This is a genomic window from Microbacterium sp. (assembly GCF_047607465.1).
Classification (GTDB): Bacteria; Actinomycetota; Actinomycetes; order Actinomycetales; family Microbacteriaceae; genus Microbacterium.
Window position 1 is genome coordinate 36,964 of record NZ_JASGCY010000082.1, and the last position, 23,976, is coordinate 60,939.

General features: G+C 68.6%; 20 protein-coding genes. 4 read left to right on the plus strand and 16 right to left on the minus strand.

Features of this window, described 5'->3' with window-relative positions; genetic code table 11:
• Positions 1-34: 34 nt before the first annotated feature.
• Together QM568_RS11890 and QM568_RS11895 are read right to left on the minus strand one after the other, a co-directional pair.
• On the minus strand, positions 35-970 hold the full coding sequence (locus tag QM568_RS11890) for an NAD-dependent epimerase/dehydratase family protein (protein WP_415139073.1): 936 nt from the start codon (positions 968-970) through the stop codon (positions 35-37).
• Positions 967-2,295, minus strand: a complete 1,329-nt coding sequence (locus tag QM568_RS11895) for a Gfo/Idh/MocA family protein (protein ID WP_415139075.1) — start codon at positions 2,293-2,295, stop codon at positions 967-969. Before QM568_RS11895 ends, QM568_RS11890 begins: the two co-directional genes overlap by 4 nt.
• Before the next feature lie 137 nt (positions 2,296-2,432).
• Here QM568_RS11895 and QM568_RS11900 point away from each other — a divergent pair, with 137 nt between their 5' ends.
• From QM568_RS11900 to QM568_RS11910, 3 genes are read left to right on the plus strand one after another with little or no spacing between them, the layout of a single operon-like run.
• On the plus strand, positions 2,433-3,941 hold the full coding sequence (locus tag QM568_RS11900; protein WP_415139077.1) for a family 43 glycosylhydrolase: 1,509 nt from the start codon (positions 2,433-2,435) through the stop codon (positions 3,939-3,941).
• A gap of 2 nt (positions 3,942-3,943) precedes the next feature.
• Complete coding sequence (locus QM568_RS11905) at positions 3,944-4,960, plus strand: LacI family DNA-binding transcriptional regulator (RefSeq protein WP_415139079.1); 1,017 nt, start codon at positions 3,944-3,946, stop codon at positions 4,958-4,960.
• The gene (locus QM568_RS11910; protein WP_415139081.1) at positions 4,957-5,763 is read left to right on the plus strand and encodes a DUF6807 family protein; all 807 of its coding nucleotides are present in this window, start codon (positions 4,957-4,959) and stop codon (positions 5,761-5,763) included. Before QM568_RS11905 ends, QM568_RS11910 begins: the two co-directional genes overlap by 4 nt.
• A gap of 67 nt (positions 5,764-5,830) precedes the next feature.
• Here the strand turns inward: QM568_RS11910 and QM568_RS11915 are convergent, their stop codons facing one another.
• The 7 genes from QM568_RS11915 to QM568_RS11945 all read right to left on the minus strand — a co-directional run bounded on the left by QM568_RS11915 (position 5,831) and on the right by QM568_RS11945 (position 12,874).
• Entirely contained in the window at positions 5,831-6,772 is a 942-nt protein-coding gene (locus tag QM568_RS11915; RefSeq protein ID WP_415139083.1) for a carbohydrate ABC transporter permease, read from the minus strand.
• Positions 6,769-7,227: a hypothetical protein gene (locus QM568_RS11920; protein ID WP_415139085.1), complete on the minus strand. Its 459-nt coding sequence runs from the start codon at positions 7,225-7,227 to the stop codon at positions 6,769-6,771. Before QM568_RS11920 ends, QM568_RS11915 begins: the two co-directional genes overlap by 4 nt.
• Positions 7,224-8,483 (minus strand): glycoside hydrolase family 28 protein, encoded by a 1,260-nt coding sequence (locus QM568_RS11925; protein ID WP_415139087.1) that lies wholly within the window; start codon positions 8,481-8,483, stop codon positions 7,224-7,226. The genes QM568_RS11920 and QM568_RS11925 overlap by 4 nt, the downstream gene beginning before the upstream one ends.
• A gap of 1 nt (position 8,484) precedes the next feature.
• Positions 8,485-10,005, minus strand: a complete 1,521-nt coding sequence (locus tag QM568_RS11930) for an extracellular solute-binding protein (protein WP_415139089.1) — start codon at positions 10,003-10,005, stop codon at positions 8,485-8,487.
• Positions 10,002-10,652: a YesL family protein gene (locus QM568_RS11935; protein ID WP_415139091.1), complete on the minus strand. Its 651-nt coding sequence runs from the start codon at positions 10,650-10,652 to the stop codon at positions 10,002-10,004. Before QM568_RS11935 ends, QM568_RS11930 begins: the two co-directional genes overlap by 4 nt.
• A gap of 20 nt (positions 10,653-10,672) precedes the next feature.
• Complete coding sequence (locus QM568_RS11940; protein ID WP_415139093.1) at positions 10,673-11,623, minus strand: ABC transporter permease; 951 nt, start codon at positions 11,621-11,623, stop codon at positions 10,673-10,675.
• Between the two features lie 255 nt (positions 11,624-11,878).
• On the minus strand, positions 11,879-12,874 hold the full coding sequence (locus QM568_RS11945; protein ID WP_415139095.1) for a LacI family DNA-binding transcriptional regulator: 996 nt from the start codon (positions 12,872-12,874) through the stop codon (positions 11,879-11,881).
• 56 nt (positions 12,875-12,930) lie between these two features.
• Here QM568_RS11945 and QM568_RS11950 point away from each other — a divergent pair, with 56 nt between their 5' ends.
• Entirely contained in the window at positions 12,931-13,983 is a 1,053-nt protein-coding gene (locus QM568_RS11950; protein WP_415139097.1) for a M24 family metallopeptidase, read from the plus strand.
• A 30-nt stretch (positions 13,984-14,013) separates the two neighbouring features.
• On the opposite strand, the gene QM568_RS11955 is transcribed toward QM568_RS11950, so the two are convergent.
• From QM568_RS11955 to QM568_RS11985, 7 genes are all read right to left on the minus strand, one after another.
• Positions 14,014-15,141: a Gfo/Idh/MocA family protein gene (locus tag QM568_RS11955; protein WP_415139099.1), complete on the minus strand. Its 1,128-nt coding sequence runs from the start codon at positions 15,139-15,141 to the stop codon at positions 14,014-14,016.
• 121 nt (positions 15,142-15,262) lie between these two features.
• Positions 15,263-16,663, minus strand: coding sequence for a rhamnulokinase (locus QM568_RS11960; protein WP_415139101.1), 1,401 nt, complete (start codon positions 16,661-16,663; stop codon positions 15,263-15,265).
• Entirely contained in the window at positions 16,660-18,696 is a 2,037-nt protein-coding gene (locus QM568_RS11965; RefSeq protein WP_415139103.1) for a bifunctional aldolase/short-chain dehydrogenase, read from the minus strand. The genes QM568_RS11960 and QM568_RS11965 overlap by 4 nt, the downstream gene beginning before the upstream one ends.
• Positions 18,697-18,708: 12 nt before the next feature.
• Positions 18,709-19,569: an alpha/beta hydrolase gene (locus QM568_RS11970; protein WP_415139105.1), complete on the minus strand. Its 861-nt coding sequence runs from the start codon at positions 19,567-19,569 to the stop codon at positions 18,709-18,711.
• A 28-nt stretch (positions 19,570-19,597) separates the two neighbouring features.
• Positions 19,598-20,764 (minus strand): L-rhamnose isomerase, encoded by a 1,167-nt coding sequence (gene rhaI, locus QM568_RS11975; RefSeq protein ID WP_415139135.1) that lies wholly within the window; start codon positions 20,762-20,764, stop codon positions 19,598-19,600.
• Positions 20,765-20,766: 2 nt separating this feature from the next.
• A complete protein-coding gene (locus tag QM568_RS11980) occupies positions 20,767-21,132 on the minus strand; it encodes an L-rhamnose mutarotase (RefSeq protein ID WP_415139107.1) in 366 nt (121 codons plus the stop codon).
• A 107-nt stretch (positions 21,133-21,239) separates the two neighbouring features.
• Positions 21,240-23,861 (minus strand): LPXTG cell wall anchor domain-containing protein, encoded by a 2,622-nt coding sequence (locus QM568_RS11985; protein WP_415139109.1) that lies wholly within the window; start codon positions 23,859-23,861, stop codon positions 21,240-21,242.
• Positions 23,862-23,976 lie beyond the last annotated feature (115 nt).

Below are 23,976 nucleotides of genomic sequence, written 5' to 3' on the forward strand. Positions count from 1 at the left end.
TCGTTTCAGCGGGTTCAGGTCGCGAACCTGGTTCTCAATCTCGGTCAGAGCCGACCAGGTTTGCGACCGGAGCAGAGGGGTGAGCGAGTTCGTCGCGCCAGTTGCGGGCGGGGCGCCAGCCGAGCAGCCGCGCGGCCTTGGCGGAGGAGAACGCGGGAGACGATCCGGTGAGCTCTGCCGCCGCGTGCGCCGTGCCGGGGTGGAACCGCGGCAGCAGCTCGCTCAGCGGCTCGCGGGCGAGCGCGTCGTCGGCGCCGACGAAGAACACCTCGCCGTTCGGGATCTCATCGAGGCCGGCCAGTAGGGTGTCGGCGAAGGAGGCGACATCGCGCGCGTCGACGTAGTTGAACAGCGCTGGCGCCGACAGCGCCGGATCGTCGAGTCTCTGCTGAACGGTGTGGCCCTGCTGGGTGGGCGCGCCCGCCCACTCCTCCGGGGCGATCACGTAGCAGGGGCGGAACGACGCGAAGCGCACGTCGCCTGCGGTCTGCCGCTGCAGCATGGCCGCCGTCTGCTCGATCAGCAGCTTCGACAGCCCGTAGGCGTTCCAGGGCAGCGTGGGCGATGTCTCGTCGAGGGGGAGGCGCTCGGGGGTCCAACCGCGCGGGCAGCCGTAGCCGATCACGGTCGGGCTGGACGCGGCCACGATGCGACGGACGCCCGCCTGCACTGCACCACCGAGCACGGCCTGGGCGAGTCCGGCGTTGGTGCGGAGGATCACATCCTCCGGGGCGCTGAACGGCACCGCGATCGCGGCGAGATGGATGAGCGCGTCGGCCCGGCTGTCGGCCAGGGCGGATGTCGCGGCATCCGCATCCGAGAGATCGGCGGAGACCTGGGTGACGCCGTCTCGTTCGAGCTGTGCGGTCGGGGCCCGGTCGATCGAGACGAGCTCATGCCCGGCATCCGCGAGTCCGTTCACGAGAGACCGGCCGAGGCGTCCAGAGCCACCAGTGACGACGATCCTCATCGGGAAGTCTCCAGGGAGATGCCGAGATCGGCGATGTCGACAGGGAGCCCGGTCTCGAGCGAGCGGTTGCCGGCGATGCCGACCGAGATCGAGCGGATGCCGTCGGTCCAGTCGGCCGGCCGGCCGAGCGGGTCGTCGCCCGGCCCTTCGAAGACGTCGGAGAGCAGCAGGGCGTCGCCGCCGCCGTGTCCGCCTGCTCCGCCGTCGATCGGCACCTCGTAGGCGGACTCCCAGTGCCTCTGCACGATGAGTCGTTCCCCCTCGGAGCGCAGGCCCGCCGTGCCCTCGTGACCGGACAGGCTGGGGTCGATCCGAGGGTGCAGGCCCTCGCCCGTGAGCACCGCTGCGCGTTCGACGACCTCGAGCTCGACGCGGCCGAGCGTGCCGTTGACGGCGACACGGTAGCCCTCCCAGGGGGAGTGCGCGTTGAGCGAGTAGGAGAGCGTGGCGCCGGAGGCGTAGTCGACGACGAGGGCGAGGTTGTCCTCGATCGTGATGCCCTCGCTGAAGACGTCGAGGTCGCGGCGGTAGCCGTCGTGCTGCTCTGCATCGAGGTACAGGGCCTTCAGGCGCTCGTCGGTGCGCAGGTCGAGCTCGAACGCATCGCCGCCGTCGTGCGTACCGCGCTCGGGGCGTGCGCCGAGACCGCGAGCCCTCGCGTTCTCGGCGCCGTAGAAGCGCAGGCCGCCGGAGGCGTACACGCGCGTCGGCTGAGAACGGATCCACCAGTTCACCAGGTCGAAGTGATGGCTCGACTTGTGCACGAGCAGTCCGCCCGAGTTCTTCTTCTCGCGGTGCCAGCGGCGGAAGTAGTCGGCGCCGTGGTTCGTGTCGAGCACCCAGGAGAAGTCGATGGAGGTCACGTCTCCGATCGTGCCGTCCTGGATCACCTGCCGAAGGGCGCTGTTGCGGGGCGAGTAGCGGTAGTTGAAGGTCAGCACGACCTTCCGGCCGGTGCGTGCGACCGCCTCTTCGATGCGGGCGGCGCTGGGGGCGTCGATCGTCAGGGGCTTCTCGACCACGACGTCGACCCCGGCCTCGAGGGATCGGACGATGAGCTCGGCGTGCAGGTCGTCGCGCGAGCAGATGATGACCCGGTCGACGCGCTCCTCGCTGATCACGGCTTCGAGTTCGTCCGGGCCGGCGAGCCGTGGCGCTGCGGCGCCCGCGTCGGCGACGAGTCGCGCGTAGTGCTCGGCGCGCACCGGGTTCGGCTCGACGATCGCGACGAGCTCGGCTCGTTCGCGGTGCTCACCGACGATCGCGCCGACGTACAGCTGCGCGCGGTGACCGGCGCCGGCGAGGGCGTAACGGGTCTTCGGCATCATTGCTCCAGGTATCAGGAAACGTTTTCTCAGCGTAGCAGGGAGTGCCGTTCTGCGGAAGCCACCCTTCGGGGTGTGACGGTGGCCGCCGCGCGGTCGCGTGGACAGGAACCGGTTTCTCGACTACCTTGAGCGAGATGAAACTCGTCGACGACGCGAGCACCTATCGCAACCCGATCATCGATGCCGATGTCCCCGATCCCGACGCCATCCGCGTCGGAGACCGCTTCTACCTCGTGGCGTCGAGCTTTCACCGTGCTCCCGGGCTGCCGATCTTCGCGTCGGACGACCTGATCACCTGGGAGCGCGTCGGGTTTGCACTCGAAGGCGGCACCCCGACCGCATGGTTCGCGCAGCCCCGGCACGGCGGCGGCGTGTGGGCGCCGTCGATCCGTCATCACGACGGGCTCTTCCGCGTCGTCTACCCCGACCCCGATCAGGGAGTGTTCGTGGTCACCGCATCCGACCCCGCCGGGCCCTGGACCGAGCCGCACCTGCTGCTGCCAGGACTCGGCATCATCGACCCGTGTCCGCTGTGGGACGACGACGGCAGTGCCTATATTGTGCACGCCTGGGCGCATTCGCGCGCCGGCCGCAAGAACGTGATCACCGTGATGCCGGTGGATGCCGCGTTGCGGCATCCGCTCGGCCCCGCCGTCGACGTGATCGACGGCGATCTGGCCGGCGGCATCACCACCCTCGAGGGCCCCAAGTTCTACAAGCGTGAAGGGGAGTACTGGATCTTCGCCCCCGCCGGGGGCGTCTCAACGGGGTGGCAGAGCGTGTTCCGTGCGCCAACGCCCTACGGGCCTTACGAGCATCGGATCACGCTCGCGCAGGGGGATACACCGGTGAACGGGCCGCATCAGGGCGCCTGGGTCGACGACGGCCGCGGCGGCGACTGGTTCTTGCACTTCCAGGACCGCGGGGTACACGGCCGGGTGCTGCATCTGCAGCCGATGGCGTGGGCCGCCGACGGGTGGCCGATGATGGGCGAGGCAGTGAGCGCAGGCGCCGGGCAGCCGGTGCTGCGGCATCCGTCTCCCTTCGGCACGGCCCAGCACTCGCGCACGCTCGCCCTGTCCGACGATTTCGCGGGCGGGTGGCCCGGCGCTCAGTGGCAGTGGGAGGCGCGCCCCGATCCGCACGCCGTGGTCGGCCGCGGCCCGGGGCTGGGTCTTCGATCGAGCCCCGACGGCGGCAGTGTGCGCACCCTGCCCCGCGTGCTCTCGCAGAGCCTTCCCGGCCAGCCGTGCAGCGCGCAGATCGAGGTGGCGTTGGAGACCTCGCCGCCGGGGGGTCGCGCGGGGATCGCGGTGCTCGGGCGCGATTACGCCTGGGCCGGCGTCAGACGGACGGACGCGGGGGTCGAGGCGGTCGTCGCGGTGCGCACCCGAGACGATCGGAGCGAACGCGTGATCGCAACGATACCCGTGGCCGGATCACGGGTGCGGGTCACGGTCGATGTCGATGCCGAGGCGCGGGTGCGCTTCACGGTCGACGCGGCCTCGGTCGACCCGCAGTTCACGGCGGTCGAGGGAGACTGGGTCGGTGCCGCGCTCTCGCTGTTCGCCGCGAGTCCGCACGGTGCACCCGAGGCGATCGGACGATTCGCCGACTTCACCATCGACGTGCGGGAGAGATGACCATGACCGCGAAACGCGCACGAACCACGCCCACCCGCGAGACGACCATCAACGACATCGCGAGGGTCGCCGGCGTCTCGAAGGCGACCGTGTCGCGCGTCGTCAACGGGGTCAGCACCGTGAACGAGGAGATCGCAGAGCGGGTCCGCGCGGTGATCAAGGAACTCGGATACACGCCGAGCCAGACCGCCCGGTCGTTGTCGCTCGGCGCGAGCCGCACGGTGGGGGTCCTGCTGCCCGACCTCGGCAACCCGATGTTCCACCAGGTGCTGCACGGGTTCAACAGCGCGGCCGCGCAGGACGGCTATCACGTGGTCGTAACGGATGCCTTCGAAGACGCGGACGCCGAGCCTGAGCTCGCCAGAGACCTCCGCGATCGTACCGACGCCGTCGCGCTGTTCTCGCCTCGCATGACCAGAGAGAACCTGCTGCAGCTGCTGCCGCGCGTCTCCCCGGTCGTGGTGTTCAACCGCACCACCGGCAAGAACGCCGGCTCGGTGCTGATCGACTACTACGAGGGGATCCTGCTGCTCGCTCGCCATCTGATGGAGCTCGGCCATCGCCGTATCGCGTTCCTCGCCGGTCCCACCTATGCGCGCGCGAACTGGGAGCGCGAGCGTGGCCTCAAGGATCTGCGCACCGCGGAACCCGGCGTCGAGATCATCGATGTGCCGTGCGGACACTCCTTCGAAGACGGCTACGATGCGTGGCCGGCGCTGCGCGCGACAGGTGCGACCGCTGTGATCGCCTACAACGACGTCGTCGCGCTCGGTCTCCTCGGCCGACTCTCCGAAGAGGGGATCCCGGTGCCGGGTGAGATCTCGGTGGCCGGGTTCGACGACATCCCGTTCTCGCGCTTCTCCTCGCCGTCGCTGACCACGATGACCTCGCGACTGGCCGAGATCGGCGCGCACATCTGGGAAGTGCTGCGTGCCGAGATGACCGATGACCCGATCCGCGAGCCGATGATGTTCCTGCCCGAGCTGGCGATCAGAGCGAGCACCAGGGCGTCGTCGTGAGCGTCGACGAGCTCTCAGCGGTTGCTGCCCGCATCCGCTATCACGACGGCGCGGACGTCGACCCGCAACGGTCTCCGCGGCCGTACCTCACGGTGATGACGAAAGGCGCCGTGGCCGCCACGGACGTGGGGCCGGATGACCATCCGCACCACCTCGGGGTGAGCGCGGCGATCGCCGATGTGAACGGGGTGAGCTTCTGGGGCGGACGTACGTTCGTGCTCGGCGAGGGCTCTGTGCTGCTGTCGAATCACGGGCGGCAGGCGGTGCGCTCCCGGCAGACCGGCGCGGAAGGCGCCATGGAGCTGCTGGACTGGGTGGGCCCGGACGGGAGTCTGCTGCTCGACGAGCGGCGCACGATCTCGGTGCGCGAGGGCGACGACGGGATCGACGTGCGGTGGAGCAGCGAGCTGATCGCCGGGCATGGGGCGGTCAGCTTCGGCAGTCCGCAGACGAACGGGCGCGACGGCGCCTTCTACGGCGGGATCTTCTGGCGGACGCCGTTCTTGACGGCGCGCGTGCGCTGTGCGGATGGCGAAGGGGCGGATGCCGCGCACGGCTCGCTGTCGCCCTGGCTGGCGATCGACGGCCCCGATGCATCGTTGGTCGCAGCCACGGACAACGACGACATGCCCTGGTTCGTGCGAACGGAGGGGTACGTCGGATTCGGGCCGGCCGTCGCCGTGACAGGCAGACGGATGCTCGCGGCCGGCGAGCGGCTGCGCCTCGACCTGCGGGTCGCGGTCCTCGATCGGCCGCCCGTCGATCCGGCATCCGTCGCCCGACGGCTGAAGGCCGAGCGGTGACGCACTGACCGACTCGCCGTCTCACCGCCGGCCGAGTCGGTCGTGAGCGCAGGATGCTCGGTCGCGATCAGCCCTTGATCGACCCGACCAGCGCGCCCTTCACGAAGTACCGCTGCACGAACGGGTAGACGATGAGCATCGGCAGCGTGGCGACGAAGATCACGGCCATGCGCACGGACTGCGCAGGCGGCACCACGTCGACCGCCGAGTCGTCGGCGTTCATGCCGCTCGCCACGATCACGATCTGGCGCAGCAGCACCTGGATCGGCCACTTCTCGGAGCTGTTGATGTACAGAACAGCGTTCTGGTAGGTGTTCCAGTAGTACACGGCATAGAACAATCCGATCGTCGCGATCGAGGCCAGCGACAGCGGCAGCACGATCCGCCAGAAGACACCGAGCTCGCTGCATCCGTCGATCCGAGCCGCCTCCTCGAGGCTCTCCGGAATGCCCTGGAAGAAGCTGCGCATGATCACGAAATTGAACGCGTTGATGGCGACAGGGATGATCAGCGACCACAGCGAGTCGATCAGGCCGAGGTTCTTCACGACGATGAACGTCGGGATCATGCCGCCGGAGAACAGCATCGTGAACAGGACGAGGAAGTTGATCACCCTGCGGCCCTTCAGGTGCTTCTTCGACAGCGCATACGCCATGAAAGCCGTGAGGATCAGGCTGATCAGCGTGCCGCCGAACGTGACGATCGCCGATACGCCGAGGGCGCGGAAGATCGTCGGCGTCGACAGGATGTACCGGTACGCGTCGAGGGAGAACGTCTCCGGCCACAGGATGAACGGCCGCGTCGCCAGCTCTCCCGGCGTCGCCAGGGAGCTTGCCAGCACGTTCACGAAAGGCAGCAGGCACGCCAGCGCGAACGCGGTCAGGATCACGGCGTTGATCACCATGAAGACGCGGCGGCCGGGCGTGATCGACCTGCGCTTGCGGGCGACCTGGCGGATACGGATCGGGATGGTCGCGTCATCGATGTGGGCAGGCGCGGTGCTGGTCATGACGAACTCCGAGGGGTGGGGGTGCGCACCGCGAAAAGCGCGGCGGCGAGAAAGAAGAAGAAGGCGACGGGGTACAGCACGAACTGCGTTCCCAGCAGGCAGGCGAGACCCGCCGCGAGGAACCACCAGCCTGTCGCTCGACGGCGCGGGCGGAGCCGCGCGAAGAACACGCCGATCGCGGTGCAGAGGGCGACCATGATGAAGGAGAAGCCGAACCAGGCGGCGAGCGTGTTGAGCGCGATGTGGAGGTCGGCACCGGTCGGATCGAGTCCGGCGCTGCGCAATGCCGGGAGGATCGTGCTCTCCAGCGCGTCGTCGTCGCTGCGTGCGACGACGAGGGCGAACCCGCCCTGCAGCGTGGCGGAGGCCGCAAGGCCGATGCCGGCGATGATGAGCTCCGCGCGTCGCCGGAAAGGGGCTGTGACGTGCGTCTGGGTCATTGTCGATGCGGTCATCTCGTCACCTGCACGGTGTCGTCGGCGACCAATTCAGGGCCGATGGCGCCATGGAGTCGAAGCCCTGAGATGCGCAGGCCGGTGGTGAACTGCGCCTGGATCCCGGCCGCGGCCGTCGCGGGGATGCCGTCGGCCATGTCTGCGGCGGCAGGCTCAGCATCAGGGGCGAAAGCGATGCTCACGTCGTCGAGCGTGACGTCATCGAGCGGAGCCTCGGGCAGGCCGGAGAGGAACGCGGCGCAGGACTGCACATTTGTCGCGGTGATGTGCGACAAGTGGATGCCGCGCAGCCGTGGAGTGCCCTCGCCGACCGGCTGCGGGGTGCGATCGGCCACGATCGGCAGCGTGCCGCCAGGCCCGCAGAAGTAGAAGGGGTTGATGGCGAACGGACACATCACGCGGTCCATAACGATGTTGGAGACCCGCACGTCGGTCACAGTGCCGCCGCGACCTCGACGCGATTTGATGCGGATGCCGCGATCGGTGTCCTGGAACACGCAGTTCGAGACCACGACGCCGCGGACGCCGCCCGACATCTCGCTGCCGATCACGACGCCACCGTGCCCATGGGCCATCGTGCAGTTCGTGATCGTGATGTTCTCGCAGGGCACCCGGTCGAGGGAATGCTCGCTGCCGGCCTTGATGGCGATGCAGTCGTCGCCCACGTCGATGTGGCAGTCGCTGATGCGCACGTTGCGGCTCGACTCGGGGTCGATGCCGTCGGTGTTGGGGGAGTCGGGCGGGTTGATGATGCGGATGCCGGTGATCCGCACGTCGTCGCAGAGCAGCGGGTGCACCGTCCAGGCCGGGGAGTCGCGCAGCGTGAGGTCTGCGATGTCGACTCGCGAGCATCCATGCAGCCCGATCAGTGTCGGGCGGGGGTAGGCCAGATCACCCGTGCGGAACGCCGCCCACCACCGCGAGCCGCCGCCGTCGATCTCGCCCCGCCCGGTGATCGAGACGCCAACGGCGTCCCGTGCGTAGAGGCACGGAGAGTGGATGATCGCGGCTGCGCCCTCCCAGCGTGCTGTCACCGGCGGATACAGGATCGGGTCGGGGACGAAGCGCAGCACGGCCCCTGCCTCCAGATGCAGCTCCACATGGGAACGCAGGCGCAGAGCACCGACCTCGTGCAGTCCGGAGGCGACGCTCACGCGACCGCCGCCCGCATCGGCTGCACTGTCGATCGCCGTCTGCAGGGCGCGCGTGGCACGCTCGACGCTGCTGACGATGCCCTGCACCTGCGTTCCGGTCATGTCACTTGCTCTTTGCGTACGCGGCGGTGAACTCTTCGATGATCTTGTCGAGCCCCTGGCTGCTGAGCGCGTCGATCGCGTCCTCGTAGCCGTCCATGTCGAGTTGGCCGACCATGTACTTGTTGTAGGCGTCGTTGGCCGCCTGCTGGATCGTCGACCAGCTCTGATCGAACGTCGCGGACGATAGCGGCAGTGTCGGGTCGATGACGGCGAACTCGGCGTTCTCGGCGATCTTCTCGCTGCCCTCGTTGACGTATGGAGCCGAGCTCTTGAACGTCGTGACGACGTCGGACGGGCGGGACGAGTTGTACGGCTGCACCTCCTGCTCCCACTTGGCCTGGTCGATGATCGTGACGACGCCGTCGTCGATCGTGTAGTGCTCGCCTTCGATGCCGTTCGACATCAGTGCGAACGCCTCCTCGTCGAGGAGCTTGTCGATGAACGCGAGGATCGACTTCAGCTCGGCCTCGTCTTTCACCTGCGTGGTCGACATCGCCAGCCAGCCGCCGAAGCCGCCATTGGTGTCGGAGAGGATGCGCCGCGGCACGTTGTCGAAGGTGATGTCGTTGATGAGCGCCCACTTCATCGGAGTGTTCGGGTCGGCGCTCAGAGCGAGGTTCATGTAGTTCTTCGCTTCGAACAGACCCGTCACGACGATGCCGCCCTTGCCCTGGGCGATCGCATCCAGCTGGTTCTGCTTCTGCATCGTCACGAACTCGCTGTTCACCGCTCCCTGCTCGTACAGGCCGCGGTACCACTCCATGGCCTCCTTGAACTCGTCGGTCTGGAAAGTGGGGACGACCTCGTCGTCATCCGTGATCTCCCAGTTGTTGCCGGCGCCGAAATAGCCGGCGAGCGTCTTGAACCCGAGCTTGAAGCTCTCCAGCCGGTCGATGAACCCGGTGGTGTCGTCCTGGCCGTTGCCGTCCGGGTCCTCGGTGGTGAAGGCCACGGCCACCTCGCCGAGCTCCTCGATCGTGTGCGGCACTTCGAGGCCGAGGTTGTCGAGCCAGTCCTGTCGCACCAGCACGCCGTAGCGGGCGATCGGCTTCTGGATGGGAACGCCGTACAGGTGGCCGTCGACACGGGCGGACGCGATCGTCTTCTCGTCGATCTTCGACAGGTTCGGGTAGTCCTTCAGGTACTCCTCGACATCCCAGAACTGTCCGGATTTGAGCGCCTGGCGCACCGAGGTGTTCGACGTGTTGGTGATGGACGTGATGTCTGCGAGCGAGTCCGAGGCCAGCGCCGCGTTGATCTTCTCGTCCTTCGATGCGTCGGGCACCCACTGGAAGTCGAGCTTCGTCCCCGTGTACTCCTCGAGAGCCGTCTGGATCGGGCCGTCGGCCTCAGGGGTGGTGGGCGTGTGCAGCATCGCCATCCACGTGACGCTCTCGGCGGGCTTGGTCTCGGCGGTGCCGCCGTCGTCGTCAGGATCGCCCGACGAGCCGCACGCCGTGAGCGCGAGCGCCGCGGCGACGACGGAAGCGACGGCGATTCCGAGTCTGGACTGATTCCTCATTGTGATGTTCCTCTCGCAAGGTGCGGATGAGCCGGCGAGGTTTCGCGCGGCGTCGGGGGTGAAGTCTGAGCGTCGTCCAGCTGACCGAAGACGATGCGCGTGATGAAGCCGACGGCGGCGGCGGGGATGCCGACGCCGAACATCACGAGGACCGGGAGCGCGCAGGTGGCGAGCAGCCAGGCGATGCCGACGACCGCGGCTGCGGCGACGATCGTCCAGTGCAACGACCCGATTCCGATCAGCAGGGCGGCGACGATCTGGCGCGGGATGCTGCGGATGTCGGTGGCCGCCATCACGGCGAACACGTACGACGCGATGATGCTGATCACGACGAGCGCTATGACGTTGGCGAACTGCAGCAGCCAGCTGGACCCGGTGAAGATGTTGGTCACGATGATCGCGGTCGCGGCGAGCAGTATCCATCCCATCGCAGCCGCATGCCAGTAGCGGGTGCGGAGGTGACCGATGAAGGCGGCGGTGACCGGCGGCGTCTCGCCACGGCGGAACCAGCCGTCGATGTACGCGGCCACCGCGTACGAGGCCGGCCCGATGCCGAACACGACCAGCCCCAGCGCGGTCGTCGCGATCCAGAGCAGATTGAGGTAGGCGACACGGTAGACGGCTCGCAGAAACAGGTTCAGACGCATGAAAGCCTCGTACGAGAACATCAGTACACGCCCTCCTCGCCGAACTTCTTGGCGAGCCGGTTGGCCGCGATGACGAGGATGAGCCCTACGAGCCCCTTGAACAGGCCGACCGCGGTGGCGTAGCTGAGTTGTCCGTTCTGGATGCCGGCGGTGTAGACGTAGGTGTCGAAGATCTCGCCGAGATCGCGGTTCAGCGAGTTCAGCATCAGGAACATGTGCTCGAACCCGAGTTCGAGGAAGTCGCCGATCGCGAGGATGAACATCACGATGATGGTCGGGCGGATCGCGGGGAGCGTGATGTGCCAGGTCTGCAGCCAGCGGCCGGCGCCGTCGAGCTCGGCCGCCTCGTAGAGCTCCATGTCGACCCCGGTCATCGCCGCGAGATAGATGATCGTGCCCCAGCCTGCTGTCTTCCAGATCTCCTGCACCGTGTACAGCGGCCGCAGCCAATTCGGATCGGTGAGGAAGGGCACAGCATCCCATCCCCAGGATTGCAGCAGCGCGTTGATGCTGCCGCCGTCGGTGGTCAGCAGCACGTAGAACAGCGAGACGACGATGACCCATGACATGAAGTGCGGCAGGTAGATGATCGTCTGGATGCTGCGCTGGAAGAGCTTCGAGCGCAGCTCGTTCAGCAGCAGTGCGAGGATGATCGGCATCGGGAACGAGAAGACTAGCAGCAGCAGCGACACGGACACGGTGTTGACCAGCAGCATCGCGAACGTGGGCTCGCTGAAGAACCGGATGAAGTGGTCGAAGCCCACCCAGGGGCTTGCGCCGATGCCGCGGAACGGAGAGTAGTCCTGGAAGGCGATGATCAGCCCGCCCATCGGCACGTACTTGAAGATGATGAAGTACGCGATACCAGGGATCGCCATCAGGTACAGCGCGCGGTGACGCCAGATGCTCTGCCACCACGGGCGCTCCCGATCGCCGACGGAAGCCCGTTCTGCCGTCGCGTCAACGCTCACTGTCGGTGCGCCTTCCTGTGCTCGCCATCGAGTCGGATCGAGAAAATCGCGGGAAAGCGCTTCCTCAAGTAACCGGTTTCCCGAGGTTAGCATGCGAGGCGGATGCCGACAACAGGCAATTCAGGATGCGCCCGCAAGCGGGTCCTGAATGGGCGCGCCTCGTCACGGCATCCGCTTTTCGTTCCGGTCGCGATTCGTGCCGCTTCGCGGGCGCGCAGGCGGCACGAATCGCAACCTGAGTCCGAAGAGGCGGGCTCAGCGCGGCGCGGGGCCGGTGCTCGAGCGGAGGATCACCTCGGGGGTGAGGACGACGGATGCCGGCGCCTGCGCACCGGTGAGCAGCGCGTGCATCGCCGTCCAGGCGCGGCGTCCGAGCTCCTCTGCGGGGACGGCGGCGGTGGTGAGCGGGGGCGTGGTGTACGCGGCGAAGGGGATGTCGTCGAAGCCGGCGATCGAGAGGTCGTCGGGCACTCGGATGCCGCGGGTCGTCGCCGCCGACAGCAGGCCCATCGCGACCAGGTCGTTGAAGGCGAGCACCGCGGTCGAGCCGCTCGCGACGACGGCGTCGATCGATGCGGCGCCGCTGTCGAAGTCGACGCCAGCCGTGATCTCGACGAACTCCGCGTCGCCGCTTCTCGAGGCCTCGGCGATGGCGCGCCTGCGCGCCTCGCCGGAAGCGCTGGCGACGGCTCCCGAGAGGAAGGCGATGCGCCGGTGCCCCAGCCCGTGCAGGTGCGCGATGAGGTCGGCGGTGCCGGCTTCGTAGTCGGCGGCGACCGTCGGCGCATCGATCTGCTGCGGACGGTTGATCACGACCGCCGGCGCGACGGACGGGAGCAGCGCGGTCAGCTCGCTCTGGGGCAGGCGCGGAGCGCAGAGGATCACGCCGTCGGTGCGCCGGCGGGTGGTCGCAGCCAGCGCGACTTCGTCGTCGACCTGCTCCGCGGTGTCCGAGATGAGAACGTGATAGCCGTCGGGGGCGGCGGCGCGGCTGAGCCCGTGCAGGATCGTCTGGAAGGTCGGGTTGGCGAGATCGGGGACCATGACCGACACCGTCTGCGTCTGACCGAGCACGAGGCTGCGCGCCACGGGGTTCGCGGTGTAGCCGAGCTCGGCGGCCGCCGTCTTGACGCGTGCGGCCAGTTGGGGATCGACCGTCGGGTTGTCGTTCATCGCGCGCGACACCGTCGACAGCGAGACGCCGGCGAGCCGGGCGACATCGGTGATGCCGGGGCGAGTGGAGCGTGCCATCTGATTCCCATCTACCGCATTGCGTGCGCTGCCGTCATACTACGAGAAAACGTTTTATGAACGGAGTTCCGGTGGTCGGGTCGTACCAGGATCGTATCGAGAAGCAGCATCGGATCGCCCGAGTACGCGAAACGGTCGGCGGCCCGCTGCTTCTCACCTCGCACGAATCGATCGCGTGGTACCTCGAAGGGGTGCGCACGCACGTCTCGCTCGCAGGCCCGCCGGTGCTCGCGGTACGGGCGGATGCCGACGGCGACACGCTCTACATCGCCGACAACGAGGCGGATCGGCTCATCGCCGAGGAGCTGCTTCCGGCCGACGCCGAGCGCATCGTCAGGGTGCCATGGTGGATCCCTCCCTCCGCAGCCGCTGGCGCGCAGCCGGCGATCCCCGAGGCCGACGTCAGCGCGGCCCTGCGCGCCGCACGAGCGCGGATGCTTCCGGCGGAGACGGATCGATACCGCACGCTCTCCCGGGAGACCGCGCAGGTGCTCACCGACGCGCTCGGCGGCGCGCATCCCGACCTCAGCGAACGCGACGTGGCATCCGTCGTGTCGGTGGGACTCGTCGCCCGGGGCATCGACGCCCTCGTCGTGCTGGTCGCAGGCCACGAGCGGATCGCATTCCGGCATCCGCTGCCCACCTCTTTGCGGCTCGGCGAGCGGGCCATGGTGGTCGTCTGCGGGCGACGGGACGGACTGATCGCGAATGTCACGCGCTGGATCGGCGCCTCAGCGGACGAGGAGCCGATCCTCGAGGTCGAGCGGGCGTTCCTGGACGCCTCGACTCCCGGTGCCCGGCTCGATGACGTGTTCGCCGCGGGGTGCGCCGCATACCGGAGGGCCGGCTTCGACGAGGAGGAGTGGCAGCGGCACCACCAGGGCGGGCCGACCGGCTACGCCGGACGCGACCCCCGCGCCACTGCATCCACCGGCGATCTCCTCGTCGAGAACCAGGCGTTCGCGTGGAACCCGACCGCGCCCGGCGTCAAGGTCGAGGACACGATGCTGCGCACCGCCGATGGGTGGGAGGTGCTCACGATGGACGAGCGCTGGCCGTCGGTCGAGTACGAGGGGATGCGGCGTCCCACCACGCGCCCGTACGCCTGAGCGCGCTCTCGTGCCCGCGGCGCCGGGGCGTCAGCGGGTCGCCTGCGCCGTGCGTCTGCCGGCGATCGCGGCGCGCGCGAAGGGAGCGCCGAGCTCGCTGAACAGTGCCCCGCTGCGTGCGGCGCGCTCGATCCAGTCGTCGATGCCGTCGACCGTGGTGAGCGGCGCCTCTCGATCGGTGAGGACGGTCAGCTCCGACGCGGGGATCGCGTACGGTGCGGGCGCTGTGCGCACGGCCTCGAGCACCGTCATGAAGGCGCCCGTCTCGACGAGCGGCGAGGAGAGCGGCGTGCCGTGCTCCCTGTGATCGAGCAGTTCTTCGAACAGATCGGTGCGGCCGGTGCGCTCCCTTCGGCCGTCGGAGTACGTCAGCTCGTCTTCGGTGTAGGCGAAGACGACGTCGCCCGATGCCGTGCGGACCTCGATCAGGGGAGCCGTCTGCACGGGGCTCGCGAGCGTGAGTGCGGCGGTGACGCGGCGGCCGTCGCGCAGCGTGATCCGCACGGAGGAGGTGTCATCGGCCTCGATGTCGTTGGCGCGGTACAGGTCGAGGTCGATGCGCTGCACGTCCTCGCGCCGGCGTGCGCCGGCGATGCGGAGCGCGGTCGCGACGGCATGGGCCAGCGGGTTCGTCACGACGCCGTCGACGATCGGCACGCCGTCGATGGACCGGCGGCCCGCCCAGGCGGAGCGCGACCAGTATGCGGCATCCCTCGTCCAGGTCGCCCATGTCGCAACCGACGTCGGAGTGCCGAGAGCGGCGATCTCGCCGAGCGCGTGCGAGCCGAAGCTCTGGAACCCGATCTGCACGGCGCGGCCGGTGCGCTCCTGCGCGGCGAGGAGCTGGTTGAACTGCTCCATCGTCGCGACCGGCGGCTTCTCGAGATACACGTCGCTGCCGGCCTCGAGCGCGCGCATCGCCAGCGGGAAGTGCGTGCCGGTCGGCGTCGCGATCACCGTGACGTCGGGGCGGATGCCGGCCTCGAGCGCGGCATCGAGGCTGGGGAATGCCGGGACGTCGGATCCGAAGCCCGCAGCGGGGCCTCCTGCCGGGTCGGCGACGGCGATGAGGCGGGCACGGTCGGCGAGCCTTGCGAGATTGCGCAGGTGCACGGCACCGAAGCCGCGGGTTCCGACCAGCAGTACGTCGTGGGTCATGGGGATCTCTTCCGGGGATCGTGTCCCTCCAGAGTACGGGAAAGCGCTTACCGATTCAAGAACAAGAGCGGATGACTCGTCGTGCAGCCGACAGGCCGTGCTGTCGGTCGCCTGCCGCGCCTCAGGTGCGGGGGTCGAAGCGGACCGGTTCGTGGGTGCGGGCGACGAGCGCACGCAGGTCTTCGAGGGCGGAGGGGGCGGCGCCGAGGGCGCGGGCCTGCACGAGCACGTTGCCGAGAGCGGTGGCCTCCACAGGGCCCGCGAGCACCGGGAGCTCCGCGCGATCGGCCGTCGCCTGGCAGAGCAGCCGGTTGAGGGAGCCGCCGCCGACGAGGTGGATGCTGTCGACCCTGCGATCCGAGAGCACGGATGCCGTCTCGATGGCATTCGCGAAGGCCGCGGCGATCGACTCCACGATGCTGCGCGCGAAGGAGAGCCGATCGAGCGGGGCACCTGCTCCGAGCAGTGCGGCGATGCGCGCGGGCATGTCGCCGGGCGCGCTGAGCGAGGGGTCGTTCGCATCGAAGAGCGGGGCCTCGCCCGGCACGGACGCCGCAGCATCCAGCAGCGACGGCAGATCGATCGGGGCTCCGTCCTCCGTCTCCCATGCCCGCACCGTCTCGCTGAGGAGCCAGAGACCGGTGACGTTGTGCAGGAAGCGCCAGCGCCCGTCGACGCCGAGCTCGTGCGTGAAGTTCGCCTCGCGAGCGGCGTCGGTGAGGAGGGGCTCGCGGAGCTCGATGCCGACGAGTCCCCAGGTGCCGCAGGAGATGTAGGCGGAGTCCTTCGTGGACAGGGGCGTGGCGACCACGGCCGAGGCGGTGTCGTGCGAGCCGACGGCGACTACCTTCAGCTGTGCGCCGATGCGGCGGGCGAGCTCGGGGCGCAGCGTGCCGACCACGGTGCCTGGATCGACGAGCGGAGGAAGGATGCCCGTCGGGATGCCAAGACGCTCGGCGAGCTCCTCGTCCCATTCGCCCGTGTCCACGGCGAGCAGACCGGTGGTCGAGGCGTTCGTGCGCTCTGCGACCGCGGTGCCCGTGAGCAGGAAGGCGATGAGGTCGGGGATGAGCAGCGCCGTGTCGGCATCCGCGGTCCTGCCGTCGACGCGGTACTGGTACAGCGTGTTGAACGGAAGGAACTGCAGGCCGTTGCGCCGGTAGAGCTCCGCGAACGGCACGATATCGTGCACCTCGCTGACCCCGCGGTCGTTACGAGCGTCCCGGTAGTGGAACGGTTCTGCGAGCAGCATCCCGTCGCGCAGCAGTCCGTAGTCGACGGCCCAGCTGTCGATGCCGATGCTCTCGATGCCGGGTTCCCGGCGCACGGCCTCGGCGAGTCCTGCGACGACGTGCTCGTAGAGCGCGCTGAAGTCCCAGTGCAGTCCATCCTCGCGCTGGACGGGGCCGTTCGGGAACCGCGAGACGAGCTCGAGGTCGAGCAGGCCGTCGCCGATCCGCCCGATCATGACCCGACCGCTGGTCGCGCCGAGATCGACCGCGGCGACGGCGCGAGTGGTCATCGCAGGAACGCCGCGGCGACGCCGGAGTCGACGGGGATGTGCAGACCCGTGGTGCGGCTGAGCTCGGGGCCGGTGAGCACGTACACGGCATCGGCGACGTTCTCGGGCACGACTTCGCGCTTGAGGATCGTGCGATTCGCGTAGAACTGGCCGAGGTCCTCTTCAGCGACGCCGTAGGTCGCGGCGCGGTTCGCGCCCCACCCCGATGCGAAGATGCCGGAGCCGCGCACGACGCCGTCCGGGTTGATGCCGTTGACGCGCACACCGTGCTCGCCGAGCTCGACGGCGAGGAGCCTGACCTGGTGCGCCTGGTCGGCCTTGGTCGCCGAGTAGGCGATGTTGTTGGGGCCGGCGAACACGGAGTTCTTCGACGAGATGTAGATGATGTCGCCGCCGAGCTTCTGGTCGATCAGCACACGGGCTGCGGCCTTCGAGACGAGGAAGGAGCCCTTGGCCATCACGTCGTGCTGCAGGTCCCAGTCCTTCTCCGTGGTCTCCAGCAGGGGCTTCGACAGTGAGAGCCCCGCGTTGTTGACGACGAGGTCGACGCCGCCGAAGGCGAGCAGCGCCTCGTCGATGGCGGCCTGCACGGCATCCGCATCGGCGACGTTCGCGGCGACGCCGATCGCCACATCCGTGTTCCCCAGTTCAGCGGCTGCGGCCTGCGCCTTCTCGAGATCGAGATCGGCGACGACGACGCAGGCGCCCTCGGCGGCGAGGCGGGTCGCGATGGCCTTGCCGATGCCGCTGGCAGCACCAGTGACGAAGGCGATGCGGCCCTGGTGCGACTTCGGTTTCGGCATCCGCTGCAGTTTCGCCTCCTCCAGCGCCCAGTACTCGATGCGGAACTTCTCGGCGTCGGAGATGGGGGAGTACGTCGACAGTGCCTCCGCTCCGCGCATGACGTTGATGGCATTGACGTAGAACTCGCCAGCGACGCGGGCGGTCTGCTTGTTGGCTCCGTACGAGAACATGCCGACGCCGGGGACGAGCACGATCAGCGGGTCCGCGCCGCGGATCGCCGGGGAATCCGCGGTCGCATGCGCGTCGTAGTAGGCCTGGTAGTCGGCGCGGTACTCGGCGTGCAGCTCGTGCAGGCGCGCGATCTGCTCGTCGAGGGATGCCGTGGCCGGCAGGTCGAGGATCAGCGGCTTGACCTTGGTGCGCAGGAAGTGGTCGGGGCAGCTGGTGCCGAGCGCCGCGAGAGCCGGTGCCTTCTCGGAGGCGAGGAAGTCGAGCACGACGTCAGCGTCGGTGAAGTGGCCGACCTGCGGCTTGTCGTGGGAGGCGATGCCGCGGATCGTCGGCGCCAGCGCTGCGGCGCGCTGACGCCGCTCAGGCTCGGGGAGCGCCTCGAAACCAGGGCGGACGCCGCCGAAGGGCTGGGCTTTTCCGTGCTCGGCGATGTACGCGGCTGCGGTGTCGATGATCCACAGCGAGTTCGCCTCGGCCTCCTCGCTGGTGTCGCCCCAGGCGGTGATGCCGTGGCCGCCGAGGATCGTGCCGATCGCTTGCGGGTTCTGGGCCTTGATCGCGGCGATGTCGAGTCCGAGCTGGAAGCCGGGGCGACGCCAGGGCACCCAGACGACCTTGTCACCGAAGATCTTCCTGGTGAGCTCCTCGCCGTCGGCGGAGGTCGCGATCGCGATGCCGGAGTCGGGGTGCAGGTGGTCGACGTGCGCGGCGTCGACGAGGCCGTGCATGGCCGTGTCGATCGAGGGAGCTGCCCCGCCCTTGCCGTGCAGGCAGTAGTCGAACGCCGCCACCATCTCGTCCTCGCGGTCAAGGCCAGGATAGATGTCGACGAGCGCGCGCATGCGGTCCAGACGCAGCACTGCGAGGCCTTCTTCCTTCAGTGTGCCGAGGTCGCCACCCGAGCCTTTGACCCACAGCAGCTCGACCGGGTGACCGGTCACCGGGTCGGTCTCGGTGCCTTTGGCTGAGGTGTTGCCGCCGGCGTAGTTGGTGTTCTTGGGATCGGCACCAAGGCGGTTCGACCGCTCGATGAGGGCGGCGGCGGTGGGGTTCGTCATGACGGTTCCTTTTCAGGCGATGAGGGATTTCAGGCGAGCGGCGATGCGCTCGATGGTCGCGGTGGCCGCAGCCTCGTCCGGGCGGTTGAGGTGCCCGTGCTGCGTGCCGGGTTCGGTGACGAGCTCGATCTCGCGGCCGGCGGCGGCGAGGGTCGCGGCGAAGTGCTCGCCCGAGACGCGCAGTTCGTCGACGTCGCTGTTGACCATGAGGGTGGGCGGGAACGCGGCGAGATCGGATGCCGTCGCACGCCCAGGGATCGCGGCGATCGGCGCCGCGTCCACAGGGCTGCCGAGGTAGTTCTCGTACATCGACAGCACGAATGCGGGGCCGAAGCGGTCGGCGTCGGGTTCCGCGTCTAGGGCCGCGCGCAGCGCCGCATCGGGAGCCGGCTGCACGGCGAGCAGGGTCGGGTAGGCGAGCACCACGAGCGCGGGGCCGTCGCCAGTGCCGGCGCCGATCAGGCGCAGCGCCGCTCCGGCGGCGAGGTTGCCTCCGGCGCTCGTGCCCCCGATCGCGAGGGCGTCGGGGCGGATGCGGAGCTCGTCCGCATGCTCTCTGGTCCAGCGGTAGGCGGCCACCAGGTCGTCGGATGCGGCCGGGAAGTGCACGCCGCCGCGCGGCTGTCGGTCGGGCGAGAAACCGGGCGGCACCGGGGCGAGCCGGTAGTCGACCGAGACCACCGTGACGCCGCGGGCGGCGAGCTCGCGGGCGACCCAGTCGGATTCGGGCATGTCGAGGTCGCCGAAGGCGAAGGCGCCGCCGTGCGCCCAGACGAGGGCCGTGCCGTCGGGATCGGCAGCGGGGTAGACCCGGACGAGGCCGTCCGCCGCCGGATACGGGCTGGTCACAGCATCCGCTCCCTTTTGTGTCATGCCGAGACTTTCCGAATCGGGCAGGTGCTCACGCTCCCCAGCCCGCCTGGACGCCGCCGACGCGATCGGCCGCGATCCGGGCGAGGTAGCCCGACTCGGCGAAGGCTCTCATCGGGTCGGCCGGCAGCCCCCGGCTCTCGCGCCACTCGGCGAGGGCAGGGCGGACGTCGGTGTAGAACGCGTCCATGAAGATGCGGTTCGCCTCGAGCACGTCGCCCGAGCGCTGCGCGCTCGTGAGGGCGTCGCGGTCGACGAGCAGCGCCCGTGCGGTCATCTCCTGCACGTTCAGGACGCTGCGGATCTGCCCGGGGATCTTGTCCTCGACGTTGTGGCACTGGTCGAGCATGAACGCCACGTCCGGGCTGTTCAGCCCGCCGCCGCGGACGACCTCGAAGATGATGCGGAACAGCTGGAACGGATCGGCGGCGCCGACGATGAGGTCGTCGTCGGCGTAGAAGCGCGAGTTGAAGTCGAAGGAGCCGAGCTTGCCGAGCCGCAGCAGCTGCATGACGATGAACTCGATGTTCGTGCCCGGTGCGTGGTGGCCGGTGTCGAGGCAGACGGAGGCCTTGTCGCCGAGGGCGGCGACCTGGGCGTAGGAGGTTCCCCAGTCGGGAACATCGGTGTGGTAGAAAGCCGGCTCGAAGAACTTGTACTCCAGCACCAGGCGCTGGTCGTCGCCGAGGTGCGCGTAGATCTCCTGCAGGGATTCGTGCAGGCGGTCCTGGCGTCCGCGCAGGTCGGCCTGGCCCGGGTAGTTCGAGCCTTCGGCGAGCCAGATCTTCAGGTCGCGCGAGCCCGTGGCGTTCATCACGTCGATGCAGGCGAGGTGGTGGTCGATCGCCTTACGGCGGATCCGAGCGTCCTCGTGCGTGAGGGCGCCGAACTTGTAGTCGTCGTCCTGGAAGGTGTTCGAGTTGATGGTGCCGAGACGCACGCCGAGGTCCTCGGCATGCTTGCGTAGGTCGTCGAAGGAGTCGACGAGGTCCCAGGGGATGTGCAGTGCGACCGAGGGGGCGAGAGCGGTGTACTTGTGCACCTGCGCGGCATCCGCGATCTTCTCGTAGGGGTCGCGCGGGGTGCCTGGCGTGCTGAAGACCTTGAAACGCGTGCCGGAGTTGCCGAACGCCCAGCTGGGCAGTTCGATCGCCTGCTGCGCGAGCGCCGCCTGGATCTCGGGGGTGAGGACGGACATCGTCACTCGCTTTCTGTGGTGGTGGCGGATGCGGAGAGCTGCTCCGCGAGGTTGAAGACTTCGGTCAGCACGGTCGCCGCCTGATCGGGGCGCCCATCGAGGCCGACGAAGAAGCGACTCATCTCGGACTCCCAGCGCGTGGCGACCTCGGAGGCGGCGAGGTAGGCCTGGGCGGCCTGGTCGTCATCGGTCTCGTAATAGCCGATCAGCGTGCCGCCTTCACCGAGGAACAGCGAGTAGTTCCGGCGCCCTGACGCTGCGATCTCGGCGAGCATCTCGGGCCATACCGGACTGTGGCGGGCGAGGTATTCGTCGAGAAGCTCGGGGCGCACCTGCAACCGGAAGCACACTCGGGTGGTGGTTGTCATCGTCGACGTCCTCCGCAGTCGGATATGAATCGTTTCAAGAGTAGGCCCGACGGCGCGGTTGCGCAAGTCGGAAAACGAATTCCCGTCGCTGTCGGCGCGACCCGGTGTCAGATTCGGGAGGCGAGGGCGCGGCGAGCCCTGGTGTGCAGGATCAGCACGACGCCGAGCGCCGCGATCAGCGCCGCGCCACCGGCCGTGAGAGCGGCGGATGCGGCGTCGGCGCCGGTGGCCGGGAGCGCGCCGGATGCGGTGTCGGGATCGGTGCCGGAGTCGGTGCCGGAGTCGGAATCGGTGTCGGTGCCGGAGTCGGTGCCGGTGTCCGGGGGCGGGGTGCTCGGCACTTCGGTCTCGGGTGCGAGGACTGGTCCTCGTTCGATGGATGTGTCCGTGGCTGTTTCGTAGCCAGCGCGGGTCACGATGGCTTGGACGCTGATCCATTTTCCGACTTCGGCGGAGGTGAGTACGTAGTGCAGGCCGACGCCGATCTGCACGCCATCGGCGAACCAGATGTATTCGACGCTGTCGGGCAGCGGGTCGGTGGTGCCGTAAGACGCTGTCAGGGTCTCGCCGACGCTCAGCACGCCGGTGAAGTCGGCCGTGGGGCCGGTGACGAACGGGGTGAGTTCGACGATGACGGTGATGTCTCGGGTGATCAGTCCGGTCGCGGTGGGGACGGAGAGCGTGAGCGTGTAGGTTCCCGCCTGAGTGGAAGAGACGGTGACCTCGCCGGTGACGGGGTCGATCGTCGCGGTGACCGCGCCGCCCGCGTCGGTGATGGTCCACGTCGACGGGTCCGTCGGGTACGGATCGCCGTCGGAGTCGACGACAGTGGGGGTGAAGGTGCCACCGGTCGTCGTGCTGATCGTGATCTCGTCGTTCGGCAGACCGGAGATGATCTCAGGATCCGTGGCCCACAGCGCGTGGTAGGTGACCGCAACCGCCGCGCCGTCGGTGCTGAGACCGGGCAGGGTGCTCGTGCCGCTCAGCGTGCTGCCGCTGCCGTCGGCTTCGGAGTTCCAGCCCTTGAAGAGGTCGGTGCCTCTGGTCGGATCGCTCGTATAGGGGTAATCGCGGTATCCGGTGTCGAATGACGGAGCGAAGATCACCACAGAACCCGCCGTCGGTGTGCCTCCGTGCGTGTCGAACGACACCTCGTAGTGGTGGCCGAAGACGGTGACGCCGTCCGCGGTCACGAGCGGATCGATCAGCGCGATGACGCCGCTGTTGTCGATCTGCCCAGCGCCGCCGAAACTCGTCCCGGCAATGGTGGCGCCGGTGGTCGGATCGGCGGTGGTCCCGAGGATCTTCCCTGTTTCACCGATCACGACCTCGGCGCCTGTGGTGTTCGAGTCCTGAATGCGCAGGTAGCCGGAAGGGATGTACAAAGTTCCGCGCACCTCGAGAGAACCGAATTCGATGGATTCGGGGGAGGAGTTGTTGGCAAGCGGTTCGCCGCTGCCGATCGCCGTGTAACCGCCGGTGGCAGTCACATCGGCGCCTTCGCCGATGTACACGCTGCCGCCTGAGGTCATATCCTCCCGACCGGCGACAGAGTTGCCGGCGCCGCCGCCGCCACCGATGCCTGCAGCGTTGCCATTCGTCCCAGAGGAGCCGACTGCCGTGACGGTGCCCCCGTTGATCGTGACTGTTCCTCCGTCGCCGCGCCGACCTCCGCCGATGCCGGCACCGCCGGCTTTGCCCGTCGCGACAACGGTGCCGCCTGAGATCGTGACGGTGCCGCCATTACCCTGGTCGTTTGTACCAACACCCGGGAGGGTGTTATTCGCGCCGCCGCCGATACCGGCACCACCCTGGGCGGTTGTCGCGGTTCCGCCGGCCGTCGCGGTCACCTCTCCGCCGGTGATCGTGATGGTGCCACCCGTACCGTTGACGCCGCCACCGATTCCCGCGCCTCCCAGGGCGGTTCCACCGCCGGTCGCCGTTACCGTGCCACCCGTGATGGTGATGTCACCGCCCGACCCGCCTATTATGCCGCCGCCGCCGATGCCTGCGCCGCCAATGCCGCCGCCGCCGTTCGCGGTGACCGTTCCGCCGTTGATCGTGACGCTGCCGCCCGAGCCGGAACCACCGCCGCCGATGCCGGCCGCTGAGATGCCGCCTCTCGCGGTCACCTCTCCGCCGTTGATGATCACGGTTCCACCGTCCGCGCGTGCACCGCCGATGCCTGCCGCGCTATTCCCGGTGGCGGTGGCTGTGACCTTACCGTCGTTGATGATCACGGTGCCTCCCGCTGCGTCTGCCCCGCCGATGGCGGCCGCCACGGCCCCAGTGGTGGTCGCAATCACCTCCCCGCCGTTGACGATGAGGGTGGCGTCCGTGGTTTGGATCGCAGGTACCTGGGCAGCCGACGAGACGGCTCGGAGGATGCCGCCGCTGCCAGAGTCATCGATCGTCAGCTGCTGCCCTGCAGAGATCGACACACTGCGCACCTGCAGGGTGTAGCCCGCGAGATCGAGTTCGACCACGCAGGGGACGCTGACAACTGTGGTCGTGGCGGTGATGTTGCCCGTGAGTGTGATCACAGTGGGGGATGCTGTCGTCCCCGTGCAGCCGGTGAGTGTCGTGGTGATGTCGCTGATCGACGCCACTGTCACTGCGGACGCCGGAGTGGCCGTGAGAACCATACCCGCTGCGCCCAAGGCGATCGCCGACGCCATCGTGACCATTCGCGCGAACTTTGATGTCCGCGCGGCCTGTGTTTCACCCATCACAAATGCCTCACTTCTTCCCCCTGCTGTTCTCGTCAGTGTAAGTGGTCGGGCCGTCGATCAGTTCGGTTTTTTTGACTGTTGGGTTGTAACTGTCGGCTCGAGGTTGACCGCC

Excerpts from the sequence above, each read along its gene's own strand:
- QM568_RS11930 (WP_415139089.1), bottom strand. The coding sequence starts at position 10,005 with ATGAGGAATCAGTCCAGACTCGGAATCGCCGTCGCTTCCGTCGTCGCC.
- QM568_RS11980 (WP_415139107.1), bottom strand. The coding sequence starts at position 21,132 with ATGACAACCACCACCCGAGTGTGCTTCCGGTTGCAGGTGCGCCCCGAG.
- QM568_RS11950 (WP_415139097.1), top strand. The coding sequence starts at position 12,931 with ATGAACGGAGTTCCGGTGGTCGGGTCGTACCAGGATCGTATCGAGAAG.
- QM568_RS11895 (WP_415139075.1), bottom strand. The coding sequence starts at position 2,295 with ATGCCGAAGACCCGTTACGCCCTCGCCGGCGCCGGTCACCGCGCGCAG.
- QM568_RS11925 (WP_415139087.1), bottom strand. The coding sequence starts at position 8,483 with ATGACCGGAACGCAGGTGCAGGGCATCGTCAGCAGCGTCGAGCGTGCC.
- rhaI (WP_415139135.1), bottom strand. The coding sequence starts at position 20,764 with ATGTCCGTCCTCACCCCCGAGATCCAGGCGGCGCTCGCGCAGCAGGCG.
- QM568_RS11985 (WP_415139109.1), bottom strand. The coding sequence starts at position 23,861 with ATGGGTGAAACACAGGCCGCGCGGACATCAAAGTTCGCGCGAATGGTC.
- QM568_RS11970 (WP_415139105.1), bottom strand. The coding sequence starts at position 19,569 with ATGACACAAAAGGGAGCGGATGCTGTGACCAGCCCGTATCCGGCGGCG.
- QM568_RS11945 (WP_415139095.1), bottom strand. The coding sequence starts at position 12,874 with ATGGCACGCTCCACTCGCCCCGGCATCACCGATGTCGCCCGGCTCGCC.
- QM568_RS11915 (WP_415139083.1), bottom strand. The coding sequence starts at position 6,772 with ATGACCAGCACCGCGCCTGCCCACATCGATGACGCGACCATCCCGATC.
- QM568_RS11965 (WP_415139103.1), bottom strand. The coding sequence starts at position 18,696 with ATGACGAACCCCACCGCCGCCGCCCTCATCGAGCGGTCGAACCGCCTT.
- QM568_RS11955 (WP_415139099.1), bottom strand. The coding sequence starts at position 15,141 with ATGACCCACGACGTACTGCTGGTCGGAACCCGCGGCTTCGGTGCCGTG.
- QM568_RS11920 (WP_415139085.1), bottom strand. The coding sequence starts at position 7,227 with ATGACCGCATCGACAATGACCCAGACGCACGTCACAGCCCCTTTCCGG.
- QM568_RS11905 (WP_415139079.1), top strand. The coding sequence starts at position 3,944 with ATGACCGCGAAACGCGCACGAACCACGCCCACCCGCGAGACGACCATC.
- QM568_RS11890 (WP_415139073.1), bottom strand. The coding sequence starts at position 970 with ATGAGGATCGTCGTCACTGGTGGCTCTGGACGCCTCGGCCGGTCTCTC.
- QM568_RS11900 (WP_415139077.1), top strand. The coding sequence starts at position 2,433 with ATGAAACTCGTCGACGACGCGAGCACCTATCGCAACCCGATCATCGAT.
- QM568_RS11935 (WP_415139091.1), bottom strand. The coding sequence starts at position 10,652 with ATGCGTCTGAACCTGTTTCTGCGAGCCGTCTACCGTGTCGCCTACCTC.
- QM568_RS11960 (WP_415139101.1), bottom strand. The coding sequence starts at position 16,663 with ATGACCACTCGCGCCGTCGCCGCGGTCGATCTCGGCGCGACCAGCGGT.